Below are 24790 nucleotides of genomic sequence, written 5' to 3'. Positions count from 1 at the left end.
TTTGCGCGCATCGACCGCTGGCGCGCATCCCCTATTTTAGACGCGCGGCCGTTCTTTTCAAGGCGAGCCCCGACGGGACCCGCTCTATCGCGCCATCGAGGCGTCCCAACGCGCCTGCATCTCCTCCGGCGGAACCTCTTCACCCTTCGTCGCCAGAAACCAGATATGGCCGAAAGGATCGGCCAGCATGCCGCTCCTGTCGCCATGAAACTGCGCCTTCACCGGGCGAAGCTCAGCCGCGCCAAGCGACACCGCGCGAGCGAAGACCGCGTCCACATCCTCCACATAGAAATGCAGTTTTACCGGCGATCCGCCGTAAGCCCCGGGCGCCAGCGCCCCGAAATCCGGGTATTCGTCGGCCAGCATCAGCACCGATGCGCCAAGCTTCAACTCGGCGTGTCCGATCCGCCCGTCGTCGGGATCGGTCAGCGTGAACAGCACTTCGGCGCCGAAGGCGGCGGTATAGAACGCGATCGCCTCCCGCGCCCGATCCACGACGATATAGGGTGTGAGGCTGGGCGTGGCGGTCATCGGACGAATCTCCTTGTCATCTGATATTACGTTACGTATCGTTTCGATATGAGTAAAGGCCAAGAACCGCCCCGCAAACCTGGCCGCCCCAAAAGCGCCGCCGCACGCGCCGCCGCGCTTCAGGCCGCACGCGCGATCATCGAGGAGGCCGGTCCGAACCGCCTGACGGTCGAGGCGGTCGCCGCCCGCGCCGGGGTGGGCAAGCCGACGATCTACCGCAACTGGGCGAACGCGCAGGAACTCGCCATGGCGGCGCTGATGTCCGCCGGGGAGGCGAGCGGCGCCAGGGATGCGCGCAAGACCCCGCCGCTCGTCGCGCTGGAGCGCATGCTGGAGGACACCGCACGCCGCCTCACCTCCCGCGAGGGGCGTCAGACCGCGCTGATGCTTGCGAGCGCGGAACAGGATGGCGAGCTCTTCAAGCTCTTTCGTAATCGCGTCCTGCTCGACGGCCGCCGCCGCGCCGTCGCGCATCTGGAGGCCGCGATAGAGGCCGGCGACGTCGGCGCGGATATCGACGCCGGGCTCGCCGTCGACCTGGTCTTCGGTGCGCTCTTCCTGCGCGTGCTGCTGCGGCACGCGCCGCTGGAGCCGGGCTTCGGCGCGGCGGCGCTGCGCCTCGCGCTCGACGGCGCGCGGCCGCGCGCGGCGTGCTAGGAGTCTTCGCTGTTGGCATCGGCGCGAACCTGCCTTACCTCCGCATGCTGAGGGGCCCGAAGCAGGAGAATGCGCAGATGAGCGGTTTGCTGGCGCTGCTGGACGATGTCGCGGCGATCGCGAAGCTCGCCTCCACGCAAGTCGACGATATCGCGGGGCAAGCGGCGAAGGTCGGCGCCAAGACCGCCGGCGTGCTGATCGACGACACAGCCGTCACTCCCAAATACGTCACCGGCCTGCCCGCGGCGCGAGAGATCCCCATCGTCTGGAAGATCGCCCGCGGCTCGATCTTCAACAAGCTCATCGTCCTGCTGCCCGTCGCGATGCTTCTCGACGCGTTCCTGCCCTGGCTCCTGACCCCGCTGCTGATGATCGGCGGCGGCTATCTCTGCTTCGAAGGCGGCGAGAAGGTCTGGCACGCGCTCTTCCCGCACAAGGAACACGGCCCGCAACAGGCGGAGACGCTCAGCGCCGCGCATCTCGAAACGCAGCGGGTGAAAGGGGCGATCAAGACCGATTTCATCCTCTCGGCGGAGATCATGACCATCGCCCTCTCGCAAATCGAAGCCGGCGACGCGCTCACCCGCGGCCTGATCCTCGGCGCCGTCGCCGTCGGCGTCACGGTCGCGGTCTACGGCGCGGTCGCGCTGCTGGTCAAAGCCGACGATTTCGGGCTCAGGCTCATTCGGGTCGGCCGTTTCGGCGCGGTCCGCGCGCTGGGCGCCGGCATCGTGAAATCCATGCCGACGGTGCTCACCCTGATCGCCACGATCGGCACGGCGGCGATGCTCTGGGTCGGCGGCGCCATCATCACCCACGGGCTGCTCGATCTCGGCTGGTCATGGCTTTACGAAACCATCCATCACGTCGCCATCGACGGAGCCGCCGCGACCGGCGGCGCCGGCTTCGTCACCTGGGCGATCACCGCGACGCTCGACGGCGTGATCGGTCTCGCCCTCGGCGTTCTGCTGATCCCGGTTGCGACGCGGCTGATCGCGCCGTTCATCGGGCTCTTCACCGGCGGCGACGCCGGCGGCGGCGAGGCGCATTGACGCCGCCCAGCGTCCGATTGACAGCACCGGCGCGCTCCACGATAACGCGAAAGCCGCCCCGCCCGCCTCGGCGCGGCCGGGGCTGCGCCATTCTCATCAGCCCCGGAAGGAGGGCCGTTCAGATGATCCCGACCGTGATGCCGACCTATGCGCGCACCGCCCATGATTTCGTGCGGGGCGAAGGCGCCTGGCTGATCGACGGTTCGGGCCGACGCCATCTCGATTTCGGCGCCGGAATCGCGGTCAACTGCCTCGGCCACGCGCATCCGAAACTCGTCGCGGCGCTGACCGAACAGGCCGGGAAACTCTGGCACACCTCCAATCTCTACCGCGCCCCGTGGCAGGAGGCCCTTTCGGCGCGGCTGTGCGAACTGACCTTCGCCGACACGATGTTCTTCACCAATTCAGGCGCCGAGGCGATGGAATGCGCCTTCAAGACCGCGCGCAAACACCAGCACCATATCGGCCAGACGGAGCGGGTGGAGATCGTCGTATTCGAAGGCAATTTCCACGGCCGGACCTTTTCCGGCATCTCCGCTTCGGGAACCGAGAAGATGGCGAAGGGTTTCGGCCCGCTCCTGCCCGGCTTCAAGCGCGTCCCCATCGACCTCGACGCGGTGCGCGCGGCGGTCGGCGAAAAGACCGCCGCGATCTGCATCGAGCCGGTGCTTGGCGAAGGCGGGATCATCCCGATCGAGCGAGATTTCCTGCGCGCCCTACGCGAGATCGCGGACGAGAACGGCGCCCTCCTGATCTTCGACGAGATTCAGTGCGGCGTCGGGCGGACCGGGCGGCTCTTCGCGCATGAATGGGCGGGCGTGACGCCGGACATCATGGCCATCGCCAAGGGCATCGGCGGCGGCTTTCCCATCGGCGCCTGCCTCGCCACCGAAAAAGCCGCCGCCGGCATGGTCGCCGGCAGCCACGGTTCGACCTATGGCGGCAATCCGCTGGGCTGCGCGGTCGCCCTCGCGGTGCTGGAGGAGATCACGGCGCCCGGCTTTCTCGATCACGTCAACCGCATGGCCGGAAAGCTCCGCCAGAAACTCGGCGCGCTGGTCGATGCGCATCCCAAGGTCTTCGCGGCGACGCGCGGCGAGGGGCTGATGCTCGGCCTCAAATGCGTCGCGCCGAACACGGATGTTGTGCAGGCCGGCTATGACGCCGGGATCCTGACCGTGCCGGCGGCGGACAACATCGTCCGCGTCATGCCGCCGCTCAATGTCACCGAAGACGAGATCGACGAGGCGCTGAGCCGGCTGGACCAGGCCGCATCCGCGTTGGACGCGGCATGAGCGGGGGCGCCGCCCCGCGCCACTTCCTCGACATCCGCGATCTCGACGCGGCCGATCTCCGCGCCATCATCGAGGACGCGAAGGCGATGAAGGCGGCGCGCGCCGGCCTGCCGAAAGGCGCGCCCGACCCGGCGCCCGCCCTCCCCGGCCGCGCGCTGGCGATGATCTTCGAGAAACCCTCGACCCGCACCCGCGTCAGCTTCGACATCGGCATGCGGCAGCTGGGCGGCTCCGCGCTGATCCTCTCGGCGCAGGAGATGCAGCTCGGCCGCGGCGAAAGCATCGCCGACACCGGGCGGGTGCTTTCCCGCTATGTCGACGCGATCATGATGCGGACGAACGCGCACGCCAGCCTGGTCGAACTGGCGCAAAATTCCTCCGTCCCGGTCATCAACGGCCTGACCGATGACAGCCACCCCTGCCAGATCCTCGCCGACGTGATGACCTTCGAGGAGCGTCGCGGCCCGATCGGCGGCAAGCGCCTGACCTGGACCGGCGACGGCAACAACGTCGCCACCAGCTTCATCGAGGCGGCGACCCTCTTCGGCTTCGAGCTGGTCCTCGCCTGTCCCGAACCGCTCTCCCCTTCGCCCCGCGCGCTCGATTTCGCCGCGAAAGCGGGCGCGAAGGTGCGCGTCGAGCGCGACGCCGAGGCCGCCGTCGCGGGGGCCGACGCGGTGATCGCCGACACCTGGTTCTCGATGGGCGACGAGCCGGCCGCCCGCGAAAGCCGTCACAACCAGCTCGCCCCCTATCAGGTCACCGCGCGACTGATGGAGGGCGCGGCGAAGAACGCGATCTTTCTCCACTGCCTCCCCGCCCATCGCGGCGAAGAAGCGACGGCGGAGGTGATGGACGGCCCGCAATCGGCGATTTTCGACGAGGCGGAAAACCGCCTTCATGTGCAGAAGGCGATCCTGAAATGGTGCCTCGCGGTCTGATCTCCCCTGACCGCAGGCGCCGCCGCGTGTATGCTCCCGCTCCCGATCCGCCCGCATGAGGTGCCCCCGATGAGCCGACATATCGCCGCCATCCTGTCGCTCGACGTCGTCGGCTACAGCGCCCGCATGGCCGAGGACGCCGAGGCGACGCTCCGCGATCTCCAGCGCATCCTGCGGACCATCGTCCGCCCGCTGATCCGCGAATCCGGCGGGCGCGTCGTCAAGCTGATGGGCGACGGCGCGCTGGCGGAGTTCGGCGCCGCCGGCGACGCCATCCGCGCCACGCAGAGCATCCAGCAGGCGATGCGCGCCGAGGCGACGCAGCTCCGCGCCGGCGTCCATGTCGGCGACGTGACGGTGGAGGGCGATGACATCTTCGGCGACGCCGTCAACATCGCCGCGCGCCTGCAGGAGGCCGCCCGGCCCGGCGGCGCGCTGGTCAGCCGCGCGGCGGTCGAGATGGCCGGCGGCGGAATCGGTGTCGGGCTCCGCCCCGAGGGCGCGCTCCGCCTCAAGGGCCTCGCCCGGCCGGTGGAGGCGCTGGCGCTCGATCTCGACGCGGCGGAGCGCCACGAGACCGCCTCGGCGCTGGCGGCCAGCCAGCAGATCCGCTTCGCGACCTCGCGGGACGGCGCCAGACTGGCCTGGACCGCGATCGGCGACGGCCCGGCGCTGGTGAAGGCCCCGAACTGGATCTCACATCTGGAGTGCGACTGGCGAACGCCTTTCGCCGGCCTTCTCACGACGCTGACCCGCGGCCGCCGGCTGATCCGTTTCGATCAGCGCGGCAACGGCCTCTCCGACCGGACGGTTCCGGAGCTGAGCGTCGAGCGCTTCGTCGACGATCTCGAAGCGGTCTTCGACGCCGCCGGGGTCGAGCGCGCGCCGGTCTTCGGCCTCTCGCAGGGCGCGGCCACCGCCGCCGCATTCGCCGCGCGCCACCCCGAACGGGTCTCGGCGCTGATCTGCCTCGGCGGCTTCGCCCAGGGCGGCCATGTCCGGAGCGAGCCGCGGCACGCCGAATTCGTCGCCGCGCTGGACGCCATGGCCCGGACCGGCTGGGACGATTCCTACCCGTCGATCCGCGACCATTTCGCCCGCATCATCTCGCCCGGCGCCTCCGCCGAGGACCACCGCGTTCTGGCCGAAGCCATGCGCGAGATGATCACCGCCGAGTCGTTCGGGCGCTTTCGCGACGTGATCGGCCATCTGGACGTCACCGCCATCCTCCCCGCGATCCGCTGCCCCGCCCTCCTCCTGCACGCCGGCGGCGACCGCATGCATCCGCTCGAACAGGGCCGCCGGCTCGCCGCCGGCATTCCGGATTCGCGCTTCGTCGTGCTCGACTCGGTCAACCATCTGATGCCGGCGGACGATCAGGCCTGGCCGCACGCGACGCGGGAGATCGAGGCCTTTCTCGCGCAGATCGGCTGAGGCCCGCCCCGGCGCGCGTGAAAGCCGCCACGACCGGCGCGCCCCTCTCGGGTCGACGCGCGGCTGATGCCGGGCGCGGCCCGCCTCCCCGCCCGTCGCGCAGAGACGGCGGCGAGGAGATGGTCCCCCGGGGACAACCCGGCCCCGGCGATCCTCGACGCAGCAAAAACCGCCGCCGCGCAGAAGGCGATTCTGAAATGCCATTTCATGCGCTGAAACAAATCTCCGCTTGACCGGACGATGGCGCGCGCCGAAGCTTTCACATCGGTTGGAGGAACCTGAAATGAGCGTGAGCCTCGCGCCTGTCGTCCACGGCCCCGGCGCGGGCGAGGAGAACCGCGCTTTCGGCCTCCGCCGCTGGTTTCGCATCCCCGCCGCCGCGGTCGGCGGCGCCTTCTCGGTCTTCGAGGAGGAGATCCCGGAGGGCGCCGGCCCACCGCTTCATATCCACCACGACGCACGCGAATTCTTCGTCGTCACCGAGGGCCGCGTCCGCTTCCATTGCGAGGGCGAGGAGGTCGAGGCCGGACCGGGCTTCACCGTCCTGATCCCCGCCGGGGCGCGGCATACGTTCCGCGGGCTCGGCCCCGGAACCTCGCGGGCGCTGATCACGCTGACGCCGGGCGCGGGCGAGGGCCTCTTTCGCGACGTCGCCGCCGAAGCGCTGTCGCCGGAGCGCGACATGCCCCGGATCCTCGAACTCGCCGCGCGCTACAAGCTGGAATTCGTCGGCCCGCCGCTCGCCTGAATCGGGCCGGAAATCCGCCCCTTATCGCGCGTTATCGCGCACGCATTTTATGATTGCTGATATATATCAACGGCTTGACCCCCTTATCGCGTGCGATAACGCGCGATAAGGGGTCGCCCGGCTCCTACGCCAGCTCCAGCGCCACCGCCGTCCCTTCACCGCCGCCGATGCAGAGCGAAGCAACGCCGCGCTGGCCGCCGCGCGCCTCCAGCGCGTGAAGAAGCGTGACCAGAATCCGTGCGCCCGACGCCCCAATCGGGTGGCCGAGCGCGCAGGCGCCGCCATTCACGTTGAGCTTCTCGCGCTCGATCCCGATCTCCGCCATCGCCGCCATCGGCACCACGGCGAAGGCCTCGTTCACCTCCCAGAGGTCCACATCGCCGCCCCCCCAGCCGGCCTTCGCCAGCACGGCTTTCATCGCCGGAACCGGCGCGGTGGTGAACCAGCCGGGGGCCTGCGCGTGGCTGGCGTGGCCGAGGATGCGGGCGCGGATCGTCAGCCCCCGCGCCTTCGCCTCCGATTCCCGCATCAGGACCAGCGCCGCCGCCCCGTCCGAGATCGAGGAGGCGTTGGCCGGCGTGATCGTACCGTCCTTCCGGAAGGCCGGCTTCAGCGTCGGGATCTTCTCCGGGCGCGCGGATTTCGGCTGCTCGTCCTCGCTCACCTCCACCTCGCCCTTGCGGGTCGCGATCTTCACCGCGACGATCTCCTTGGCGAAACCGCCGTTCGCCTGCGCCTCGCGCGCATTGGAGAGCGATTCGAGCGCGTAGGAATCCTGCGCCTCGCGGGTGAACTGGAATTTCTCGGCGCAATCCTCCGCGAAGTCGCCCATCAACCGGCCGGGCTCATAGGCGTCCTCCAGCCCGTCGAGAAACATGTGATCCTTGACTTCGGCATGGCCGAGCCGCGCCCCGCCGCGCATCTTCGGCAGGAGATAGGGCGCGTTCGACATCGACTCCATGCCGCCGGCGATGACGACATCGCCGTTGCCGGCCAGAAGCTGATCATGCGCGACCATCACCGCCTTCATGCCGGAGCCGCACATCTTGTTGAGCGTCGTCGCGGGAACCGCCTCGGAAAGCCCGGCGTTGAACCCGGCCTGACGCGCCGGCGCCTGCCCCTGCCCGGCCGGCAGCACACACCCCATCAGCAATTCGTCGACATCCGCCGCCGCGACCCCGGCCCGCTCCAGCGCCGCGCCGATGGCCGCGCCGCCAAGAGCGGAGGCCGAAGCCCCTGCAAGCTCACCCTGAAAGCCGCCCATCGGCGTGCGGGCGGCGCCGACGATGACGATTGGATCGGACATGGGGCTCTCCTCGGGTTTCTGGTCACTCCTCAGCTATGACCCTCCGCGTCGGCGCGCAAGCGCGCCTCGCGTTTTTCATTGACGCCGCGTGGGCGCCCGATCAGGATCGGCCCATTGATATACTACCGACGGACCAAGATGAAAATTCAAGCGATTATCGCCGCATTCCTTTTGATGCTGGCGCCGATTTCCGGCGCGGCGCAGTCGAGCGGAACGCCGGAGGGCGGCGGCGCGCTCCGGGTCGAATATCCGACGAAAGGCAATCAGGACATATTGATCGCCGTCGACGCCAGCGGCGCGGTCACGAAGGTCTTCGGCGGCGCTTCGGAGGTCACGTCCTTCTCGCTTTCGGAAAGGAGCCTCAGCTTCTCGACCAAAGCGACGACGGACTGGGGAATGAAATCGATGAAGTTCGGCCTCGACGCGAAGGATGGCGGCTTCGACGGCCACTACAATATAACGCGCGGCTGCAGCAACAACTGCTACCGAGAGGCGAGCGCCAGTTGGGAATAGGCCGCCACTCGCCACCACAGAACTGGAACAGCGCCGCCCGGCCATGATCGGCGCCGGGCGGCGGCCGCTTCAGAGGCGCGGCGCATCGGCCTCCATCGAGGGAAGCCGCGGATGGCGCGCCTCCAGGTCGGCGCGCGAGACGCCGATGTCCAGCAGCATGCGGTCGCTGAGCCGGAGCATCCGCCGCTCCGCCCGCCGCGCGCGGAAGCGGGCGACAATCGCGGCCGCAAGCGGCGCGAGATCCAATCTCGGCAGGCCGCCGGATACGTTCGAGACGCGTTCAACCATCGCCATGATCTTCTCCTTCCGGCCCTCTTCGGCCGCCCTTGCGGGATATTGCCCCGACGCCCGGTCATGGAGCGTCAGTAATCCGCGTTGAGGCTCAGATGGAGCCGTTCGCGCGACTTCACAAACGCCGTTTCGGCGCGCTAGATGTCAGGAAAAGTCACCGGATTCGCCATGGCCCGCCGCCTTCCGCCTCTCAACGCGCTCCGCGCCTTCGAAGCCGCCGGCCGGCGGCAGAGTTTTGTCGGCGCGGCGAAGGAGCTGAACGTCTCCCACGCCGCCGTCAGCAGGCATGTGAGGGGGCTGGAGGCCCGCCTCGGCGTGCGACTTTTCCGCAACCTGCCGCGCGGCGTCGCGCTGACCGAAGCGGGCGACGCCTATCTGGCGGAAACCTCAAGGGCGCTCGACCTGATCGAGGCGGCGACCGACCGGCTGACCGAGGGCGCGCGCCGCCGGGTGAGCGTGAGCGCGGAGCCGACATTCGCGCTCAAATGGCTCGCGCCGCGGCTCAGCGACTTTCACGCCCAGCATCCAGAGATCGAGATCGTCGTCGACGCGAACGCGCGCATCGCCGACCTGAAGGGCGGCGAATGCGACGTGGGAATCCGCTGGACCCGCGCCGAGATGCGTGAACCGGGCGCCACGCTGATCAGCAACCATCCGGCCTATCCCGTGGCTTCAAGGAGTTTCGCCGCCGGACTCAACCTCCCCGTCTCGCCGGAGGACATGCAGGGGCTCGCGCTTCTCCATGAGGATTCCGGCGCGATCTGGCGGCGCTGGTTCGCCGCAGCCGGGCTTTCGAACCCCGCGCTTCGCGAACGGACAGGTCGGATCGGCAGCTTGATGGCGATCGAGGCCGCCCTCGCCGGACAGGGCGTCGCGCTCTCCTCCGCCGAGCTTGTCGCGAAGGACATCGACGAGGGCCGGCTCGTGCGGCTGAGCGAGATTGGCGTCGACTTCGGCGGCTATCACGTCATCCTTCCGCCCGGCGCGGCCGGACGCGGCCCGGCGGCGCGCTTTCGCGACTGGCTGCTCGGCGCGACGGAGACGCTGCGCTCCCGTTGAACGCGGGAATCAGGCCCTCATGGCGCCACCGGGCCGGACCCGTCCGAGGTGGACGCGACCGGCCGCGCGGCGTATAAATCACGTAAACATGACAAGCCCCGAGCGAGCAGGAAAAACCCTTGAGCGATGATGATGACGAGGACGGCCGCGAAGGCGCCGGCCCGGCCCGGCCCACGCATTCCGGCCCGACGATCTCCGTCGAGGACGAGATGCGCCGGAGCTATCTCGATTACGCGATGTCGGTCATCGTCAGCCGCGCGATTCCGGATGTCCGCGACGGGTTGAAGCCGGTCCACCGCCGCATCCTCTACGCGATGCACGAGACCGGCAACACGCACGACAAGCCCTATCGCAAATCCGCCCGCCCGGTCGGCGACGTGATGGGCAAATACCACCCGCATGGCGACAGCGCGATCTACGACGCGCTTGTGCGCATGGCGCAGGACTTCTCGATGAGCCTGCCGCTGCTTGACGGGCAGGGCAATTTCGGCTCGATGGACGGCGACAGCCCGGCGGCGATGCGCTACACCGAGGTTCGAATGGACCGGCCCGCCGCAGCCCTTCTCGCCGATATCGAGAAGGAAACGGTGGACTTCCAGGACAATTACGACGGCAAGGACCGTGAACCCACGGTTCTGCCGGCGCGGTTTCCGAACATCCTCGTCAACGGCGCCGGCGGCATCGCGGTCGGCATGGCGACGAATATCCCGCCGCACAATCTCGGCGAGGTGATCGACGCGACGCTGGCGTTGATCGACGATCCCGATCTCCAGGTCCACGACCTGATGGAATTCATCCCCGCCCCCGATTTCCCGACCGACTGTCTGATCCTCGGCCGCTCCGGGGCGCGCAAGGCCTATCACGACGGGCGCGGCTCGGTGATCATGCGCGCGAAGACCCGCATCGAGGAGATCCGCAAGGATCGCTACGCCATCATCGTCGAGGCGATCCCGTATCAGGTGAACAAGTCGACGATGATCGAGAAGATCGCCGAACTGGTGCGCGAAAAGAAGGTCGACGGCTTGCATCACGTCCAGGACGAGAGCGACCGGCACGGCGTGCGCGTGGTGATCGAGCTGAAGCGCGACGCGACGCCCGAGGTGGTGTTGAACCAGCTTTTTCGCTTCACCCCGCTCCAGCAGTCGTTTCCATGCAACATGCTGGCGCTGAACAACGGCAAGCCCGAGCAACTCGATCTGCGCGGTTTCCTCACCGCCTTCATCGCGTTCCGCGAGGAAGTGGTGACGCGGCGCACGGCGTTCGAACTCCGCCGCGCCCGCGAACGCGCGCATCTTCTCTGCGGCCTCGCGGTCGCGGTCGAGAATGTCGACGAGGTGGTGCGCACGATCCGCGCCTCGCCGGACCCGTCGACCGCTCGCGCCCGGCTGATGGAGCGGCGCTGGCCGGCAGACGCTATCGTCGAATACCTGCGGCTGATCGACGATCCGATGCACCCGCTCAACGACGACGGCACCTACAACCTCTCCGACGCGCAGGCGCGCGCCATTCTGGAACTGCGCCTCCAGCGCCTCACGGCGCTCGGCGTCAAGGAGGTGACCGACGAGTTGGAGGCGCTCGCCCTGAAGATCGCCGACTATCTCGACATCCTGCGTTCACGCGAGCGGATCATGGGCATGATCTCGGCGGAGTTGACCGAGGTGAAGGAGAATTTCGCCGTCCCCCGGCGCTCCGAAATCATCGAATTCGACGGCGACGTGGACGATGAGGCGCTGATCGAGCGTGAGGACATGGTCGTCACCATCACTCATGGCGGCTATCTCAAGCGCACGCCGCTGGCCGAATACCGCTCGCAGGCGCGGGGCGGCAAGGGGCTCTCCGGCATGGCGACGAAGGATGACGATTTCGTCACCACGCTTTTCGTCGCGAACACCCACACGTCGATCCTCTTCTTCACCACCGGCGGCATCTGCTACAAGCTGAAGACCTATCAGCTGCCGCAGGGCGGGCGGGCGACGCGCGGCAAGGCCATCGTCAACGTGCTGCCGGTCGAGCCGGGCGTCTCCATCGCGGCGATGATGCCGGTCGACAAGCCGGAGGAGGAATGGGAAAATCTCCAGATCACGTTCGCGACGTCCGACGGCCATGTCAGGCGCAACCGGCTTTCCGACTTCACGAACGTGATGCGCAACGGCAAGATCGCAATGAAACTGCCCGATGACGTTCAATTGGTGAACGCCCGCATCTCCTCCGAGGAGGATGACGTGATGCTGGTCACCGCCGCGGGGAAGGCGATCCGCTTCCGCACAACCGACGTCCGCGTATTCGAGGGTCGCAGCTCCACCGGCGTCCGGGGCATCCGTCTCGTCTCCGAGGGCGACCATGTCGTCTCGATGGCGGTCATCCGCCACTTCGAGGCGACATCCGAAGAACGCGCCGCCTATCTGAAGATGCGCCGCGCTGTCGCCGGGCAAGCCGACGGGGTGGAGGAGGAAGCCGATCCTGACGCCGAGGCGGTGGCCGATGTCCCGCTCGGACCGGAACGCTACGCAGAAATGTCGGCGGCGGAGAACCTGATCCTGACGCTCACCGAGAAGGGCGCCGGAAAGCTCTCCTCCAGTCACGACTACCCCTTGCGCGGGCGTGGCGGACAAGGCGTCTTCGCGATGGACCGGGCGCAGCGCGGCGGGCCGCTGATCGCCGCCTTCCCGGTGGAGATCGACGACCAGATCATGCTGGTGACCGATTCCGGCCAGTCGATCCGCTGCCCCGTTTCCGGCATCTCGTTCCGCTCGCGGAATGCCGGGGGCGTCAGGGTATTCAACACCGCCGAGGGCGAAAAGGTCGTCTCCGTCGCCCGCATCGCCGAGCAGGGCGGCGAGGACCACGGCGAAGATGAACCGGCGTAGGCTACGCAGGCGCCGGGCGCGACGAAGGGCGGGCGGTGTATGAACTGACCGACCTTCATCCAGACGTCGGGACGTGGTGATCGTCGGGTCGAGTTTCGCGGGCGTTTTCTTCACACGCGGGCTGCGGGAAACACTCTCGGTCCCGATCGTGGAGAAAGGCCGCATGACCCCGCATGGCGGGTGGTTGGAGGGGTCGAAGGACCTCCGGGAGGAGATCAGCCAGCGAGATTCGACATGGGAGCGGAAGAACCGGGTCGCTCATTCCCTCTTCCTCTTCGGCGGCGATCCCAACTGCTGGCGGGCCTGCGCGCCGCGCTTCATGCCGGCGCCGCCGTGTCGCGGGAGGCGGAAGTCCGCGCGGTTATCGTCGAGGGCGTCGCTGGCCGAGCCACAGGCGCCGGTTTCGGGACTCGCGGCGCCCTCTTCGCGGAAACGTCGACGCAGGAATTCCTCGCCGTCCACGAGGCCCGGTTTCCGCAAAGCGATGGGTTGCCGGCCGAGGCCTACGTCGTGAGGCCAGTCGCGGAATCGACTATCGTCGTCCCGCAGCATAAATACGGCGAGCCCTTCGAATATGGCGGGCTTGCGATTCCGGGGGAAAACCCATGTGGAGACCTTCTTTCGGCCGCCCGTCGCCCAACGGCGTGAGAACCGCCGCCGTGACCAGCGGCGGGGCCTGAGCCGACGATGGTTGCGCCGCGCCGCGCGCTTTTCTTCGCCCTCCTGCTCCTCTTTGGGCCCGTTCCCGCAACCGCGCGGCCGCCGGACCCGCCAGAGGCCGCCGCCCGCCCCGACCCCGCGAGCCCGGAGGCGATCTGCGCGCTGATTGGCGCGGAAGCGGAGCGGCGGGCCCTGCCGAAAGCGTTCTTCGCCCGGCTGATCTGGAAGGAGAGCCGCTTCGACATCCACGCCGTCAGCCCGGTGGGCGCGCAGGGAGTCGCGCAATTCATGCCCTATACGGCGAAGGAGCGCGGCCTCGCGGACCCGTTCGATCCGGCTCAGGCGATCCCGGCTTCGGCCGACTATCTGGCCGAGCTTCGCGACGCCTTCGGCAATTTCGGGCTCGCCGCCGCCGCTTACAACGGCGGGCCGGACCGGGTCTCGCGCTGGCTCGCCAACCGGGCGCGGCTGCCGGCGGAGACGCATGACTACGTCCTCACGATCACCGCCCGGCCGGCCGACTGGTTCCGCCGCAAGGACCGCGAGGTTGAAGATCGCCCTCTGCTGAAAGACGCGAGCTTCGAGGCCGGGTGTCTTCAGCTTCCGGTCATCGCCACGCGCGCCGCCCCGCGCCCGCCCTGGGGCGTCGTCGTCGCGGGCGGGCGGAACCGGGGCGCGGCGTTGATCGCCTTCGAGCGGGCCAAGCGCAGCGCGCGCGGACAGATCGACCCGGCGCGGCTTCACGTCCTGCGCCGGGCGCGGCGCGCGACCGGGCCGCGTTATCTGGCGGTGCTCGGCGCAGAAAGTCGGAGCGAGGCGCAGAAGCTGTGCCTGCGACTGCGCCGCGCCGGCGCGCCCTGCACGATCAGGCGAAATTGACCCCCTCGCATTCGGCGCGCGGACACGCTACATGCGCGGCGGCGTCTGAAGCGCGAGGAGGCGACCATGGATCCGATCCACATCATCGGCGGCGGCATGGCGGGTTCCGACGCCGCCTGGGCGGCGGCGAACGCCGGCGTTCCCGTCATCCTGCATGAAATGCGCCCGGAGCGCGGGACCGAAGCCCATCAAACTGACGGCCTGGCGGAGCTGGTCTGCTCGAACTCCTTTCGCTCCGACGATGACGAGAGCAACGCCGTCGGCCTCCTCCACTGGGAGATGCGCGCCGCCGGCTCGCTGGTCATGGAGGCGGCGGCGGAGGCGAAGCTGCCGGCGGGCGGCGCGCTTGCGGTGGACCGGGGCCGGTTCTCCGCCCATGTCACAAAGCGGATCGAATCGCACCCCCTCATCACAGTGGAGCGCGGCGAGATCACCGGCCTGCCGCCGGAGGATTGGTCATCAGCGATCATCGCCACCGGCCCGCTCACCTCGCCGGCGCTGGCGGACGCGATCCGCGGCCTGACCGGCGAGGAGAGCCTCGCATTTTTCGACGCCATCGCCCCCATCGTCTACGCGGACAGCGTGGATATGGGGAAAGCTTGGTTCCAGTCCCGCTACGACAAGGGCGAGTCGGAAGCCGAGCGCACCGCATATCTGAACTGCCCGCTGAACCGCGCGCAGTATGACGCTTTCATCGCCGCGCTTCTCGCCGCGCCGCAGGCCGAGTTTCACGACTGGGAAAAAGACACCCCCTATTTCGAGGGCTGCCTGCCGATCGAGGTGATGGCGGCGCGCGGAGCGGAGACCCTGCGCTTCGGCCCGATGAAGCCGATCGGCCTGACCAACCCGCACGCGCCCGCCGAAAAACCTTATGCAGTGGTTCAGCTTCGCCGCGATAACGCTCTGGGAACACTATACAATATTGTCGGATTTCAGACCAAGATGAAATACGCCGCGCAAGCTGAAGCGCTGGCTCTGATACCCGGCCTGGAGACCGCGCGCTTCGCCCGGCTCGGCGGCATCCACCGCAACACGTTCCTCAATTCGCCCCGGCTCCTCGACCGGGCGATGCGGCTTCGAGCGGCGCCGCGCCTGCGCTTCGCGGGGCAGATCACCGGCGTCGAGGGCTATGTCGAGAGCGCCGCGATGGGCGGTCTCGCCGGTCGTTTCGCGGCGGCCGAGCGGCTGGGCCGCGAAATGTCCGCGCCCCCGGCCGAAACGGCGCATGGCGCGCTGCTCGCGCATATCACCGGCGGGGCGGAGGCGGAGACCTTTCAACCGATGAATGTGAACTTCGGCCTGTTCCCCCCGCTTGGACCGGCGCCAGGCGGTCGACGCGGCAAGGCGGCGCGAAAAAATCTTTACACCTCAAGGGCGAAAGAGGCGTTCACCGGGTGGACGGATGGCTGAGAACCGATTGACAGAACGCCGCTCCGGTGCATTTTATGGTGAGCGGGGGCGTTCGGGGGATGCAATGGTCAAGAAGTTTCTTGACGACGCTTACAGCCACGGCGCGGGTGAAGCGGCCGAGAAGTTTTACGACGCTTGGGCCGAAACATACGATGAAGAGCTAGCCGAGAACGGCTACGTGACGCCGCGCCGCTGCGCGCGCGCGCTCGCGGCCGCTATGCCGGAGCGCAATCTGCCGGTGCTCGATCTCGGGTGCGGCACCGGCCTTTCCGGCGTCGCGCTTCGCGCCGAAGGATTCTCGATCATCGATGGCTGGGACCCCTCTTCCGAAATGCTTCGTCGCGCGGAAGGGCGCGACGCTTACCGCGTTCTGCGCCAGATCGAACCCGATCTGCCGCTTTCCGCCGCATCAGGCGCATACGCCGCCGTGGTCGCGGCCGGCGTCCTCAGTCCGGGGCTCGCGCCGCCGGAGGCGATCGGACAGGTCCTCGGCTTTCTGCCGAAGGGCGGCCATTTCTGTTTTTCGCTCAACGACGTCGCCCTCGCGGACGGCGCGCATGACGCGGCGGTGAAGGCGCAACTCGACCGGGGCGACGCGGAACTCGTCAGCCGCGAACATGGCGAACACATTCGCGCGCGCGCCCTCGGCGCCGATGTGATCGTGCTGCGAAAGCCCTGAGTCCCGCCTGAATGTCAGCCTGTGCGCGAGACCGCCCCACTGGTGGTTTTCGCCAATCAATGAGGCGGAGGGCGTGAACGCCCTCCGCCTCATTTCCTTTCGGGCCGCGCGGGTCAGCGCGACGAACGTCGCCTACTGCGCGACGAGCTCCACCTCGCTTGGCCGCCAGGTCTTGTCGAACCATGGCTTGAGCGGGCCGTAGAGCCGAAGAATTGGATACCAGCCCTTGCCGGGCACCGTCTGGATCCAGTTTGCGTCTTTGCCCTCAGGGGCCTTCGGTCCGAAATAGAGATCAACCGAGCCGTCATCATTGCTGACGAGCTTGTCGCGCTTGTTGTTCTTGCTCGGGAACGGTTGCGCGGTCTGCAATTCGGACCGCGTCTGCGGGTCGTAGATAACGACGGACCAGAAATCCTTGGCGGGCGCGTCCGCGGGAATGTGCAGGTGGTAGGTCTTGGCCCCGTCGAGATAATTCCCGTCCTTGTCAAAGGTGGCGACGGCGTATTGCGAGCCCTTGCCGACCATCTCCGCCACCATGGCCGGCGTGTTCACCGTCGCCTGGTAGAAAAACCGCGTGCGCGCGTCGAGATAGCGTCCGCCCTTTCCGGCATCCTTCAGCCACTGATAATTCCCGCCGACGAAAGCCGAACCCCATGCGCTGTCCGGATAAAGGGCGACGCCGTCGAGGCGTGAGCGGAACACCATCGCCCGCGCCATTCCGTTTCCGATCGCCACCGCTTCGGTCAGCAGCTTCTTCATCCTGTCGTCCGGGGCGAAAGGCTTCCCCTTCTCGATGCCGATGGACGCGAAGACGCCGCGCGTTACCGGATCGAAGAGGCCGATCGGTTCACGCTCCACGACGGTGTGCAGTTCCTTGTAGAACTCGAAATTGTTGGCGTGGATGGTGTTGAACGGTTTCCCGGAGCCGCTGATGAACTCCATCTTGGGTTGATCGTTCTTTTTTGAAAGCGGATAGACCCTGATCCCCTCCTCGAACATCTTCGTCGCGGCGTCGGGTTTTCCATCGACGAGAAACCCGCGCAGGATCAACAGGTTCACATAGCTCGGCGACCTGGCGACGAAATAGGTCTCACCGTCGACCTCCGCCTTCATGCCGCCCTCCGGCGGGTCGAGATCACCCTGGTAGTCCGGTGACAGGATCAGGTATTTGCCGCCCTGCCCCCTGTCCGGCCCCGGCGCGCCCATATCGATCACGAAACGGAAATAGGCGTCGTCCACCGTGCCGGGGCCCGATCCCTTCGGAACCTCCACCACCGTCGCACCGTCCTTTTGCAGGTCCAGCATGGCGATCGCGTAGACCGTGTCGGTATTCCCGGTCAGGAACAGCGGGGCCGAATCCATCAGCTTGTCCATGATGACGATCTTGTGGGAGGCGTCGGCGCCCACGTCGAGAAGGCCGCGCCGCAGCCCCTCGATCGACGTGGCGGGAATCCCGTTCAGGAAGGTTTCCGCACCGCGCATGATGTCGAGATTGTCATAAAGCAGATCGACGGTTTTTTTGTCGGGCATCCCGTCGAAATAGGTGAGCGTCCCGAGCCGGGTCTCCACGCTGTCCGGGGTCATGATGCTGTCCGGAATCTTGTGGTTGTAGCCGGGCGTTTTCTCGGCGGCTGCTGCGGAAAGCCCGCCGCCGATGACCGCGGCGGCGACGAGGGCGAGCGATATTCTGTGGATAGTCATTCTTCGAGTTTCCTTTCGCGCCCCCTTCGAAACGGCCGGCAACCGATATTCCGGAATCGCGAATGGCGATCAGAGAGCGACACTTGGCTTGAAGCAGATCGATAAATTACCCGATCATGGTGAAGTCGAGAACATGAACCATCGCACGCTCGTCAATCCTTCGCTAGAGGCGGAACGCCGCCGGAAGGTCGCTCGCCGGACGCTTTACCGCCGACCTTCCGCCGCCTCGCGCATTTCTTCCAGTTCCAGCCACTCCTCTTCGGCCGCGCCGAGCGCCGCCTGGCGCTCCGTCAGCGCTTCGCTCGCCTTCGCAAATTTCTTCGGCTCGCTGACGTAAAGGGCCGGGTCGGAAAGGAAAGCCTCCAGCTTCGCGATCTCCGCCGCAAGCCGCTCCATCTCCCCCGGCAGCGTCGCGAGGCGATGGGATTCCCTGAACCCGAATTTCGGCGCGCTCGGCGTCGGCCGCGCGGGCGAAGGCGTCGCCCCCGCCTTCGCTCTCGGCCGAGCCTCCCTCTCAAGCCCGGAGGCGCTGCGTTGCGCCCGGGAATCGGACCACCCGCCAGCGTATTCGACGGCGCTTCCGTTCCCTTCCACGGCGATCACCGAAGTCGCCACCCTGTCGATGAAATCCCGGTCGTGGCTGACGATCAGCGCAGTGCCGTCATAATCCGCGAGCAGCTCTTGCAACAGATCCAGCGTCTCGATGTCGAGGTCGTTGGTCGGCTCGTCCAGCACCAGGAGATTGGATTCCCGGGCCATGATCTTCGCCAGCAAGAGCCGCGCCCGCTCACCCCCTGAGAGGGCCGAAACCGGTCCCCGCGCCTGGCTCTCATCAAAGAGGAAGCTCTTCAGATACCCGACCACGTGCTGCGGACGCCCGCGCACGATGATCTGGTCGGAGCGCGCCTTCGGACCGCGCACCTTGTCATCGGTCAATGTCTCCCAGAGCGATTTTTTCGGATCGAGCGCATCGCGGTTCTGGTCGAACCGCGCGATCTCCAGATTGGAGCCGAGCCGCACCGTTCCCTCATCCGGCGCCAATGTTCCGGTCAGCATGTTGAGCAGCGTCGTCTTGCCGGCGCCGTTCGGGCCGATCAGCGCCACCCGATCGCCGCGCGCGATCCTCGTCGAGAACGGCGACAGGATGACCCGCTCGCCATAACGCTTGGCGATTCCCTTCGCCTCGATCACCAGCTTGCCGGAGGCGGCGCCCGAGGAAAGCGCCATCGCCGCCCGCCCGGTCTCCGCGATCTGCCCGGCGCGGGCGGCGCGCAACTCGCCGAGGCGGCGCACCCGCCCCATGTTACGCGTCCGGCGCGCGGAGATACCCTCGACCGCCCAGCGGGCCTCCGCCTTGATGAGCCGGTCGAGCTTGTGGCGCTCGGCCCGCTCCTCCTCCAGCAGCTTGTCGCGCCAGTCCTCGAAGCCGTCGAAGCCGCGGCTGATCTGTCGGCATTCGCCGCGGTCGAGCCAGATCGTCGCGCGACTGAGCTTCGTGAGAAATCGCCGGTCATGGCTGATCAGGATGAAGCCGGCTTCGCTTCCGGCCAGTTCCGTCTCCAGCCATTCGATGGCGTTGATGTCGAGATGGTTGGTCGGCTCGTCAAGCAACATGAGATCCGGCGCCCCCGCGAGGCACCGCGCCAGCGCCGCGCGCCGCCGCTCGCCGCCAGAGGCCGCGCCGGGCGCCGCCTCGGCCATGACCTGAAGCCCCTCCATCGCCATTTCCGCCTTGTAGCGCTCGTGATCCTCCAGATCGGCGGCGGCGTAGTCGCCTAAAGTCGCGAAACCGGTGAAATCCGGCTCCTGGGGAAGATAGGCGATGCGCGCGCCGGGCTGGGCGAAGCGGGTTCCGGAATCCGGCTCGATCATGCCGGCGATCAGCTTCAGCAGCGTCGATTTTCCCGCACCGTTACGCCCGACAAGGCAAAACCGCTCACCCGCGCTGACGGAAAGCGACAGACCGGAAAAGAGCGGCGCGCCGCCGAGGTCGAGCGAAACGTCATCTAGCGTGAGAAGCGGAGGGCGGGCCATGGCCGCCGCCTATCCGCAGGCGCGCGGCAGGTCAACGCCCGCCCCCTTGCGCGCCTGTCCGCCGGGCGCAATAAGCGCTGGATGCCCGCCGCGCCGTTCAACCCCGCCCTCGCCGGCGCCGCCGCCTCGCCGATCATGACGGCGCAGGGGTGGTTGCGCGGCCGCACCTTTCCCGACGACCGTCCGCTGATCAACCTCTCGCAGGCGGCGCCGCTCGGCCCGCCGCCGCTCGCGCTCCGCGAAGCCATGGCGCGGGCCGCGCTTTCCGAGGGCGCGGCGCATCTTTACGGGCCGGTTCCGGGGGACGACGCGCTCCGCGCCGAAATCGCGAGCCGCTGGTCTGCGCTCTACGCCGCTCCGGTCGACGCCGCCGAAGTCGCGGTCACCTCGGGCTGCAACGAAGGTTTCGCCGCCGCGATCCTTTCGCTCGCAGGCGCGGGCGACGAAGTGATCCTGCCAAACCCGTGGTATTTCAATCACAAGATGTGGCTCGACATGATCGGCGCGAAAGCCGTTCCGCTGTCGGTCGGCGAGGACTGCCTGCCGGACCCGGCGGCGGCCCGAGCGCTGATCACGCCCCGGACCCGCGCCATCGCTCTCGTCACCCCGAACAACCCGACCGGGGCGGAATATCCGCCGGCATTGCTCGATGCGTTCTTTGACCTCGCGGCCGAGGCCGGGCTCGCGCTCGTGGTCGATGAAACCTATCGCGATTATCTCGGCCCGGAGGGCCCGCCGCACCGGCTTTTCCAGCACCACGGCTGGCGCGACACGCTGATCCAGCTCTACAGCTTTTCGAAAGCCTACCGACTGACGGGCCACCGCGTCGGGGCGCTCGTCGCCGGCCCGGCGCGCCAGGGGCAGATCGAGAAGTTCCTCGACACGGTGACGATCTGCCCGAGTCGGATCGGCCAGATCGCCGCGCTCGAAGGGCTCCGCACCCAGTCGGCGTTCGTCGCCGCGCAAGCCGCCGAGTTCCTCGCCCGCCGCCAGGTGCTGGAGGCGGAGTTCGCACACGGCGTCGGCGCCTGGCGGCTTCTCGGCGCCGGGGCCTATTTCGCCTGGGTCGCGCATCCTTTCGAGATGGCGGCGGAGGATGTCGCAAAAGAACTGGTTACGCGGCAATCGCTGCTCGCGCTGCCAGGAACGATGTTCGCGCCGCCCGGAGACGCGGCGGCGGGCCGCACGCTGCGCCTCGCCTTCGCCAATGTCGACCGGGACGGCATCCGCGAGACAGCGCGGCGGCTGCGTATGTTCGCGCCCTGACCCCTTCGCTTGAACCCCGCCCCGCCCGCGCATATGGTCCGCGCGGCTTCGCCATAGACAGGGATATACGATGCTGAATCTTCTGCGCCGCGGCATTAAGACCTGGGTTGCGAAAGTGCTGTTCGGGCTTCTTGTCGTCAGCTTCGCGATCTGGGGTATCGGCGATGTGTTCAATTTCGGCATCGGCTCCTCCGTCGCCACCGTGGGCGAGCAGAAAATCCCGGCCGAGCGCTACGCGAACGCCCTGAACCGTGAAGTCCGCGCCGCTTCCCAGCGTTTCGGGCAGCCGCTCGACGCGGAAACGACCCGCGCGCTCGGCCTGCCGCAACAGGTTCTCGGCAGGCTGGCGCAGGAAGCGACGTTCGATGAGGCGATGAACGAGCTTGGCGTCTCCGCGCCCGACAGCGCGGTGAGCGAGGTGATCACCTCCGACCCCAGCTTCAAGGGCGCGAACGGCGCCTTCGATCAGGAGGCGTACCGCTACGCGCTCGCCCAGAACGGCTTCACGGTCGAGAGCTATGAAGACATCGCGCGCCGCACCATCGCCCGGCGCCAGCTTATTCTCGCGCTCACCAGCGGCGTCACCGCGCCGGAGGGCGCCGTCGAGACGATCTACGCGTTCCAGACCGAAACGCGGCGTTTCGACCTGATCACGCTCGACGCAAGTTTCGCCGGTGAGATCGGCGCGCCCGATGAGGAGACGCTCCAGACCTATCACGCCGAGCACGCGGATGAGTTCACCACGCCCGAACGGCGGGACGCGATCTATCTCAATCTCTCGCTCGAAGCGCTCGGCGAAGGGTTCGAGCCGGATGAGGATGCGCTCCGCGACGCCTATGCGCGCCACGCCGGCGATTATGAACAGCCGGAGCGGCGCACGCTGCACCAGATCATCTACGACACGAAGGCGGACGCCGACGCCGCCGTGGCGCGCGTCGCTTCCGGCGAGACGACCTTCGACGAGTTGCTCGCGAAGCGGGGCGAGAGCCGCGCCGACACCGCGCTCGGCGCAGTCACTGAGGATGAACTCGCCCCGGCGACCGGGGAAGCCGCTTTCGCACTCGAATCGCCCGGAATCGCCGGGCCGGTCGACACCGGGTTCGGCTTCGCGCTGATCGATGTCTCGGAGATCACGCCGGCGGCCAAAACCACCTTCGAGGAAGCCAGACCCGACCTTGTGGCCGAATTGCGTTATGAGCACGCGCTCGACCGCGCGCCGGAAGTGGCCGGAGAGGTCGAGGATCGCCGCGCCGGCGGCGCCACGCTGGCGGAAATCGCGACGGAGATGAATCTGCCGCTCGGCCACGCAACCGGCGTCGCCGCGAACGGCGACGGCGCGTTCGGGTTCGCCGCATCGCCGGAGTTCCTGACCGAACTCTTCGCCGCCGCCGAAGGAGAGGAGCGCGACATGGTTGAGACCGAGGCAGGCTCCTATTTCGTGCTTCAGATCGAGGCGATCACGCCGGCGGCGCTGCGCCCGCTCGACGAAATCCGCGACGATGTCGTGGCGAGTTGGCGGCGGGTGGAGACAGGCGAGGCGCTGAAAGCCCGCGCCGAGGCGATCGTCGACCGCATCGATGCAGGCGAAACGATTGAAGCGATCGCGACCGAACTTGGCGTAGAGTTGACGAATGAGGGCCCGAACACGCGGGCGGCCGGTTGGAGCGCGACACCCGCCGCGCTCGTCGAAGAGCTGTTCGCTCTGCCGCTCGGCGGCGCGGCGTTCGCGTCGATGGGCGATACCGTCGTCATCGGCGCCGTCGCCGAAATCGCCGCGGGCGAGGACAACGCCCAGAACGGCGCGATGCGCGATTCATTGAAGCAACAGATGGACCAGATGGCCACAGCGGACGCGCTCGGCCTCTATCTCACCGCGAAACAGAGGGAGATCGGCGTCTCGGTCAACCAGCAGGTCATCGATTCGATGGTCACCCAGATCTCGGGCCACTGACAGCGATGGAGATCCGACCCGGATTCGACGACTTCGCCGCCACCCATGCGCGCGGCGAGAATCAGGTTCTATGGACCCAGCTCGCCGCCGATCTCGACACGCCCGTCTCGCTGATGCTGAAGCTGACCGGCGCAGCGGAGAACTCCTTCCTTCTCGAAAGCGTCACCGGCGGCGAGGTGAAGGGCCGTTATTCCGCGATGGGAATGAAGCCCGACGTGATCTGGCGTTGCATCGGCGACAAGGCCGCGATCAACCGCGCCGCCCGCTACGATCCGGATGCGTTCGAGCCTGAGTCCCTGCCGCCCCTCGACAGCCTTCGCGCCTTTCAGGCCGAGAGCCGGATCGACCTGCCGACGGAACTGCCCCCCATCGCCGCCGGGCTTTTCGGCTTTTTCGGCTACGACATGGTCCGCCTGGCGGAGCGGTTGCCCGCGGCGAACCCGGACCCGCTCGGCCTGCCCGACAGCCTGATGATGCGCCCGACCGTGGTCGCGGTGATGGACGCGGTGAAGGACGTGGTGACGCTGATCGCGCCGGTCTGGACAAAGGACGGTCTGCCACCCCGCGCCGCCTACGCGCAGGCCGCCGAGCGGCTTTCAGACGCCGTCGCCGCGCTCGATCGGCAGATCCCGGCGGAGCGCGATCTCGGCGAGGATGGCGAGGTCGGCGCGCCGGTCTCCAACACGCCGATCGAAGACTATCTGGCGATGGTCGCGAAAGGAAAAGACTATATCGAGGCTGGCGACATCTTTCAGGTCGTCCTCTCGCAGCGCTGGCGGATGGACTTTCCGTTGCCGCCCTTCTCCTTCTACCGGGCGCTGCGGCGGACCAACCCTTCACCTTACATGTTCTTTTTCAATTTCGGCGGCTTCCAGCTCGCCGGCGCCTCGCCCGAGGTGCTGGTGAAGGTGCGGGGCGGCGTCGTCACCATTCGTCCGATCGCCGGAACTAGGCCGCGCGGCGCGACCGAAGCCGAGGACCGCGCCCTCGAAGCCGAGCTGATGGCCGATCCGAAGGAGTTGGCCGAACACCTGATGCTGCTCGACCTCGGGCGCAACGATGTCGGCCGCGTCGCGAAGATCGGCACGGTCGCGCCGACCTCCGAATTCAATGTCGAGCGCTATTCCCACGTCATGCACATCGTCTCGAACGTTGAGGGGGAGCTTTCGCCTGAGCATGACGCTCTCTCCGCCCTTCTCGCAGGCCTTCCCGCAGGCACGGTCTCGGGGGCGCCGAAGATCCGGGCGATGGAGATCATCGACGAGCTGGAGCTGGAGAAGCGCGGCCCCTATGCGGGCGGCGTCGGGCATATCTCCTGCGCCGACGAGATGGACATGTGCATCGCGCTTCGCACCGCCGTCATCAAGGACGGCGCGCTCTACGTTCAGGCCGGCGGCGGCGTGGTCTGGGATTCCGACCCGGAGATGGAGCGTCAGGAAACCATCCACAAGGCCCGCGCGGTGATGCGCGCCGCCGAGGAGGCCGCGCGCTTCGCGAGAAGCGGCAACCGCTGAGC

21 protein-coding genes are annotated in these 24790 nt (G+C 67.8%); 15 read left to right on the top strand and 6 right to left on the bottom strand.

Annotated elements, in window-relative coordinates:
• Window positions 1-84: 84 nt before the first annotated feature.
• Window positions 85-531 carry a VOC family protein gene (locus tag G5B40_RS00480; protein WP_165093685.1) on the bottom strand — a complete coding sequence of 149 codons (447 nt, stop codon included), beginning with the start codon at window positions 529-531 and terminating at the stop codon, window positions 85-87.
• 48 nt (window positions 532-579) lie between these two features.
• On the opposite strand from G5B40_RS00480, the gene G5B40_RS00475 reads away from it, so the two are divergent.
• The 6 genes from G5B40_RS00475 (at window position 580) to G5B40_RS00450 (ending at window position 6658) form a co-directional block, all read left to right on the top strand.
• Entirely contained in the window at window positions 580-1188 is a 609-nt protein-coding gene (locus G5B40_RS00475; protein WP_165093683.1) for a TetR/AcrR family transcriptional regulator, read from the top strand.
• A 77-nt stretch (window positions 1189-1265) separates the two neighbouring features.
• Window positions 1266-2240: a DUF808 domain-containing protein gene (locus G5B40_RS00470; protein WP_165093681.1), complete on the top strand. Its 975-nt coding sequence runs from the start codon at window positions 1266-1268 to the stop codon at window positions 2238-2240.
• Between the two features lie 122 nt (window positions 2241-2362).
• Window positions 2363-3535, top strand: coding sequence for an aspartate aminotransferase family protein (locus G5B40_RS00465; protein WP_165093679.1), 1173 nt, complete (start codon window positions 2363-2365; stop codon window positions 3533-3535).
• Window positions 3532-4476 carry an ornithine carbamoyltransferase gene (gene argF, locus G5B40_RS00460; RefSeq protein WP_165093677.1) on the top strand — a complete coding sequence of 315 codons (945 nt, stop codon included), beginning with the start codon at window positions 3532-3534 and terminating at the stop codon, window positions 4474-4476. The genes G5B40_RS00465 and argF overlap by 4 nt, the downstream gene beginning before the upstream one ends.
• 69 nt (window positions 4477-4545) lie before the next feature.
• Window positions 4546-5910 (top strand): alpha/beta fold hydrolase, encoded by a 1365-nt coding sequence (locus G5B40_RS00455; protein ID WP_165093675.1) that lies wholly within the window; start codon window positions 4546-4548, stop codon window positions 5908-5910.
• Between the two features lie 283 nt (window positions 5911-6193).
• Complete coding sequence (locus tag G5B40_RS00450) at window positions 6194-6658, top strand: cupin domain-containing protein (RefSeq protein ID WP_165093673.1); 465 nt, start codon at window positions 6194-6196, stop codon at window positions 6656-6658.
• A 124-nt stretch (window positions 6659-6782) separates the two neighbouring features.
• On the opposite strand, the gene G5B40_RS00445 is transcribed toward G5B40_RS00450, so the two are convergent.
• Window positions 6783-7964 carry an acetyl-CoA C-acyltransferase gene (locus G5B40_RS00445; protein WP_165093671.1) on the bottom strand — a complete coding sequence of 394 codons (1182 nt, stop codon included), beginning with the start codon at window positions 7962-7964 and terminating at the stop codon, window positions 6783-6785.
• 138 nt (window positions 7965-8102) lie between these two features.
• On the opposite strand from G5B40_RS00445, the gene G5B40_RS00440 reads away from it, so the two are divergent.
• Complete coding sequence (locus G5B40_RS00440; RefSeq protein ID WP_165093669.1) at window positions 8103-8477, top strand: hypothetical protein; 375 nt, start codon at window positions 8103-8105, stop codon at window positions 8475-8477.
• Between the two features lie 69 nt (window positions 8478-8546).
• Here the strand turns inward: G5B40_RS00440 and G5B40_RS00435 are convergent, their stop codons facing one another.
• On the bottom strand, window positions 8547-8771 hold the full coding sequence (locus tag G5B40_RS00435; protein WP_165093667.1) for a YjiS-like domain-containing protein: 225 nt from the start codon (window positions 8769-8771) through the stop codon (window positions 8547-8549).
• Between the two features lie 138 nt (window positions 8772-8909).
• Between G5B40_RS00435 and G5B40_RS00430 the strand changes: the two genes are divergently transcribed.
• Window positions 8910-9827 carry a LysR substrate-binding domain-containing protein gene (locus G5B40_RS00430; protein ID WP_165093665.1) on the top strand — a complete coding sequence of 306 codons (918 nt, stop codon included), beginning with the start codon at window positions 8910-8912 and terminating at the stop codon, window positions 9825-9827.
• A gap of 119 nt (window positions 9828-9946) precedes the next feature.
• Complete coding sequence (gene gyrA, locus G5B40_RS00425) at window positions 9947-12694, top strand: DNA gyrase subunit A (protein ID WP_246209670.1); 2748 nt, start codon at window positions 9947-9949, stop codon at window positions 12692-12694.
• A gap of 258 nt (window positions 12695-12952) precedes the next feature.
• Here the strand turns inward: gyrA and G5B40_RS00420 are convergent, their stop codons facing one another.
• On the bottom strand, window positions 12953-13156 hold the full coding sequence (locus tag G5B40_RS00420; RefSeq protein ID WP_165093663.1) for a hypothetical protein: 204 nt from the start codon (window positions 13154-13156) through the stop codon (window positions 12953-12955).
• A gap of 225 nt (window positions 13157-13381) precedes the next feature.
• Here G5B40_RS00420 and G5B40_RS00415 point away from each other — a divergent pair, with 225 nt between their 5' ends.
• The 3 genes from G5B40_RS00415 (at window position 13382) to G5B40_RS00405 (ending at window position 16322) form a co-directional block, all read left to right on the top strand.
• The gene (locus tag G5B40_RS00415; RefSeq protein WP_165093661.1) at window positions 13382-14233 is read left to right on the top strand and encodes a lytic transglycosylase domain-containing protein; all 852 of its coding nucleotides are present in this window, start codon (window positions 13382-13384) and stop codon (window positions 14231-14233) included.
• 66 nt (window positions 14234-14299) lie between these two features.
• A complete protein-coding gene (gene trmFO, locus G5B40_RS00410; RefSeq protein WP_165093659.1) occupies window positions 14300-15643 on the top strand; it encodes a methylenetetrahydrofolate--tRNA-(uracil(54)-C(5))-methyltransferase (FADH(2)-oxidizing) TrmFO in 1344 nt (447 codons plus the stop codon).
• 64 nt (window positions 15644-15707) lie between these two features.
• Window positions 15708-16322, top strand: coding sequence for a class I SAM-dependent DNA methyltransferase (locus tag G5B40_RS00405; protein ID WP_165093656.1), 615 nt, complete (start codon window positions 15708-15710; stop codon window positions 16320-16322).
• Between the two features lie 132 nt (window positions 16323-16454).
• On the opposite strand, the gene G5B40_RS00400 is transcribed toward G5B40_RS00405, so the two are convergent.
• Both G5B40_RS00400 and G5B40_RS00395 read right to left on the bottom strand, forming a co-directional pair.
• On the bottom strand, window positions 16455-18023 hold the full coding sequence (locus G5B40_RS00400; RefSeq protein WP_165093654.1) for a DUF1254 domain-containing protein: 1569 nt from the start codon (window positions 18021-18023) through the stop codon (window positions 16455-16457).
• A gap of 204 nt (window positions 18024-18227) precedes the next feature.
• On the bottom strand, window positions 18228-20057 hold the full coding sequence (locus G5B40_RS00395; RefSeq protein ID WP_165093652.1) for an ABC-F family ATP-binding cassette domain-containing protein: 1830 nt from the start codon (window positions 20055-20057) through the stop codon (window positions 18228-18230).
• An 81-nt stretch (window positions 20058-20138) separates the two neighbouring features.
• Between G5B40_RS00395 and G5B40_RS00390 the strand changes: the two genes are divergently transcribed.
• From G5B40_RS00390 to trpE, 3 genes are all read left to right on the top strand, one after another.
• Window positions 20139-21323, top strand: coding sequence for an aminotransferase (locus G5B40_RS00390; protein WP_165093650.1), 1185 nt, complete (start codon window positions 20139-20141; stop codon window positions 21321-21323).
• Between the two features lie 70 nt (window positions 21324-21393).
• Entirely contained in the window at window positions 21394-23274 is a 1881-nt protein-coding gene (locus G5B40_RS00385) for a peptidylprolyl isomerase (RefSeq protein ID WP_165093648.1), read from the top strand.
• A gap of 5 nt (window positions 23275-23279) precedes the next feature.
• On the top strand, window positions 23280-24788 hold the full coding sequence (gene trpE / locus G5B40_RS00380; RefSeq protein WP_165093646.1) for an anthranilate synthase component I: 1509 nt from the start codon (window positions 23280-23282) through the stop codon (window positions 24786-24788).
• Window positions 24789-24790 lie beyond the last annotated feature (2 nt).

Origin of the sequence: Pikeienuella piscinae (assembly GCF_011044155.1) — a bacterium.
Lineage (GTDB): Bacteria > Pseudomonadota > Alphaproteobacteria > Rhodobacterales > Rhodobacteraceae > Pikeienuella > Pikeienuella piscinae.
Note: the sequence above shows the minus strand (reverse complement) of the source record. Positions and strands in the feature narration are given on the sequence as shown.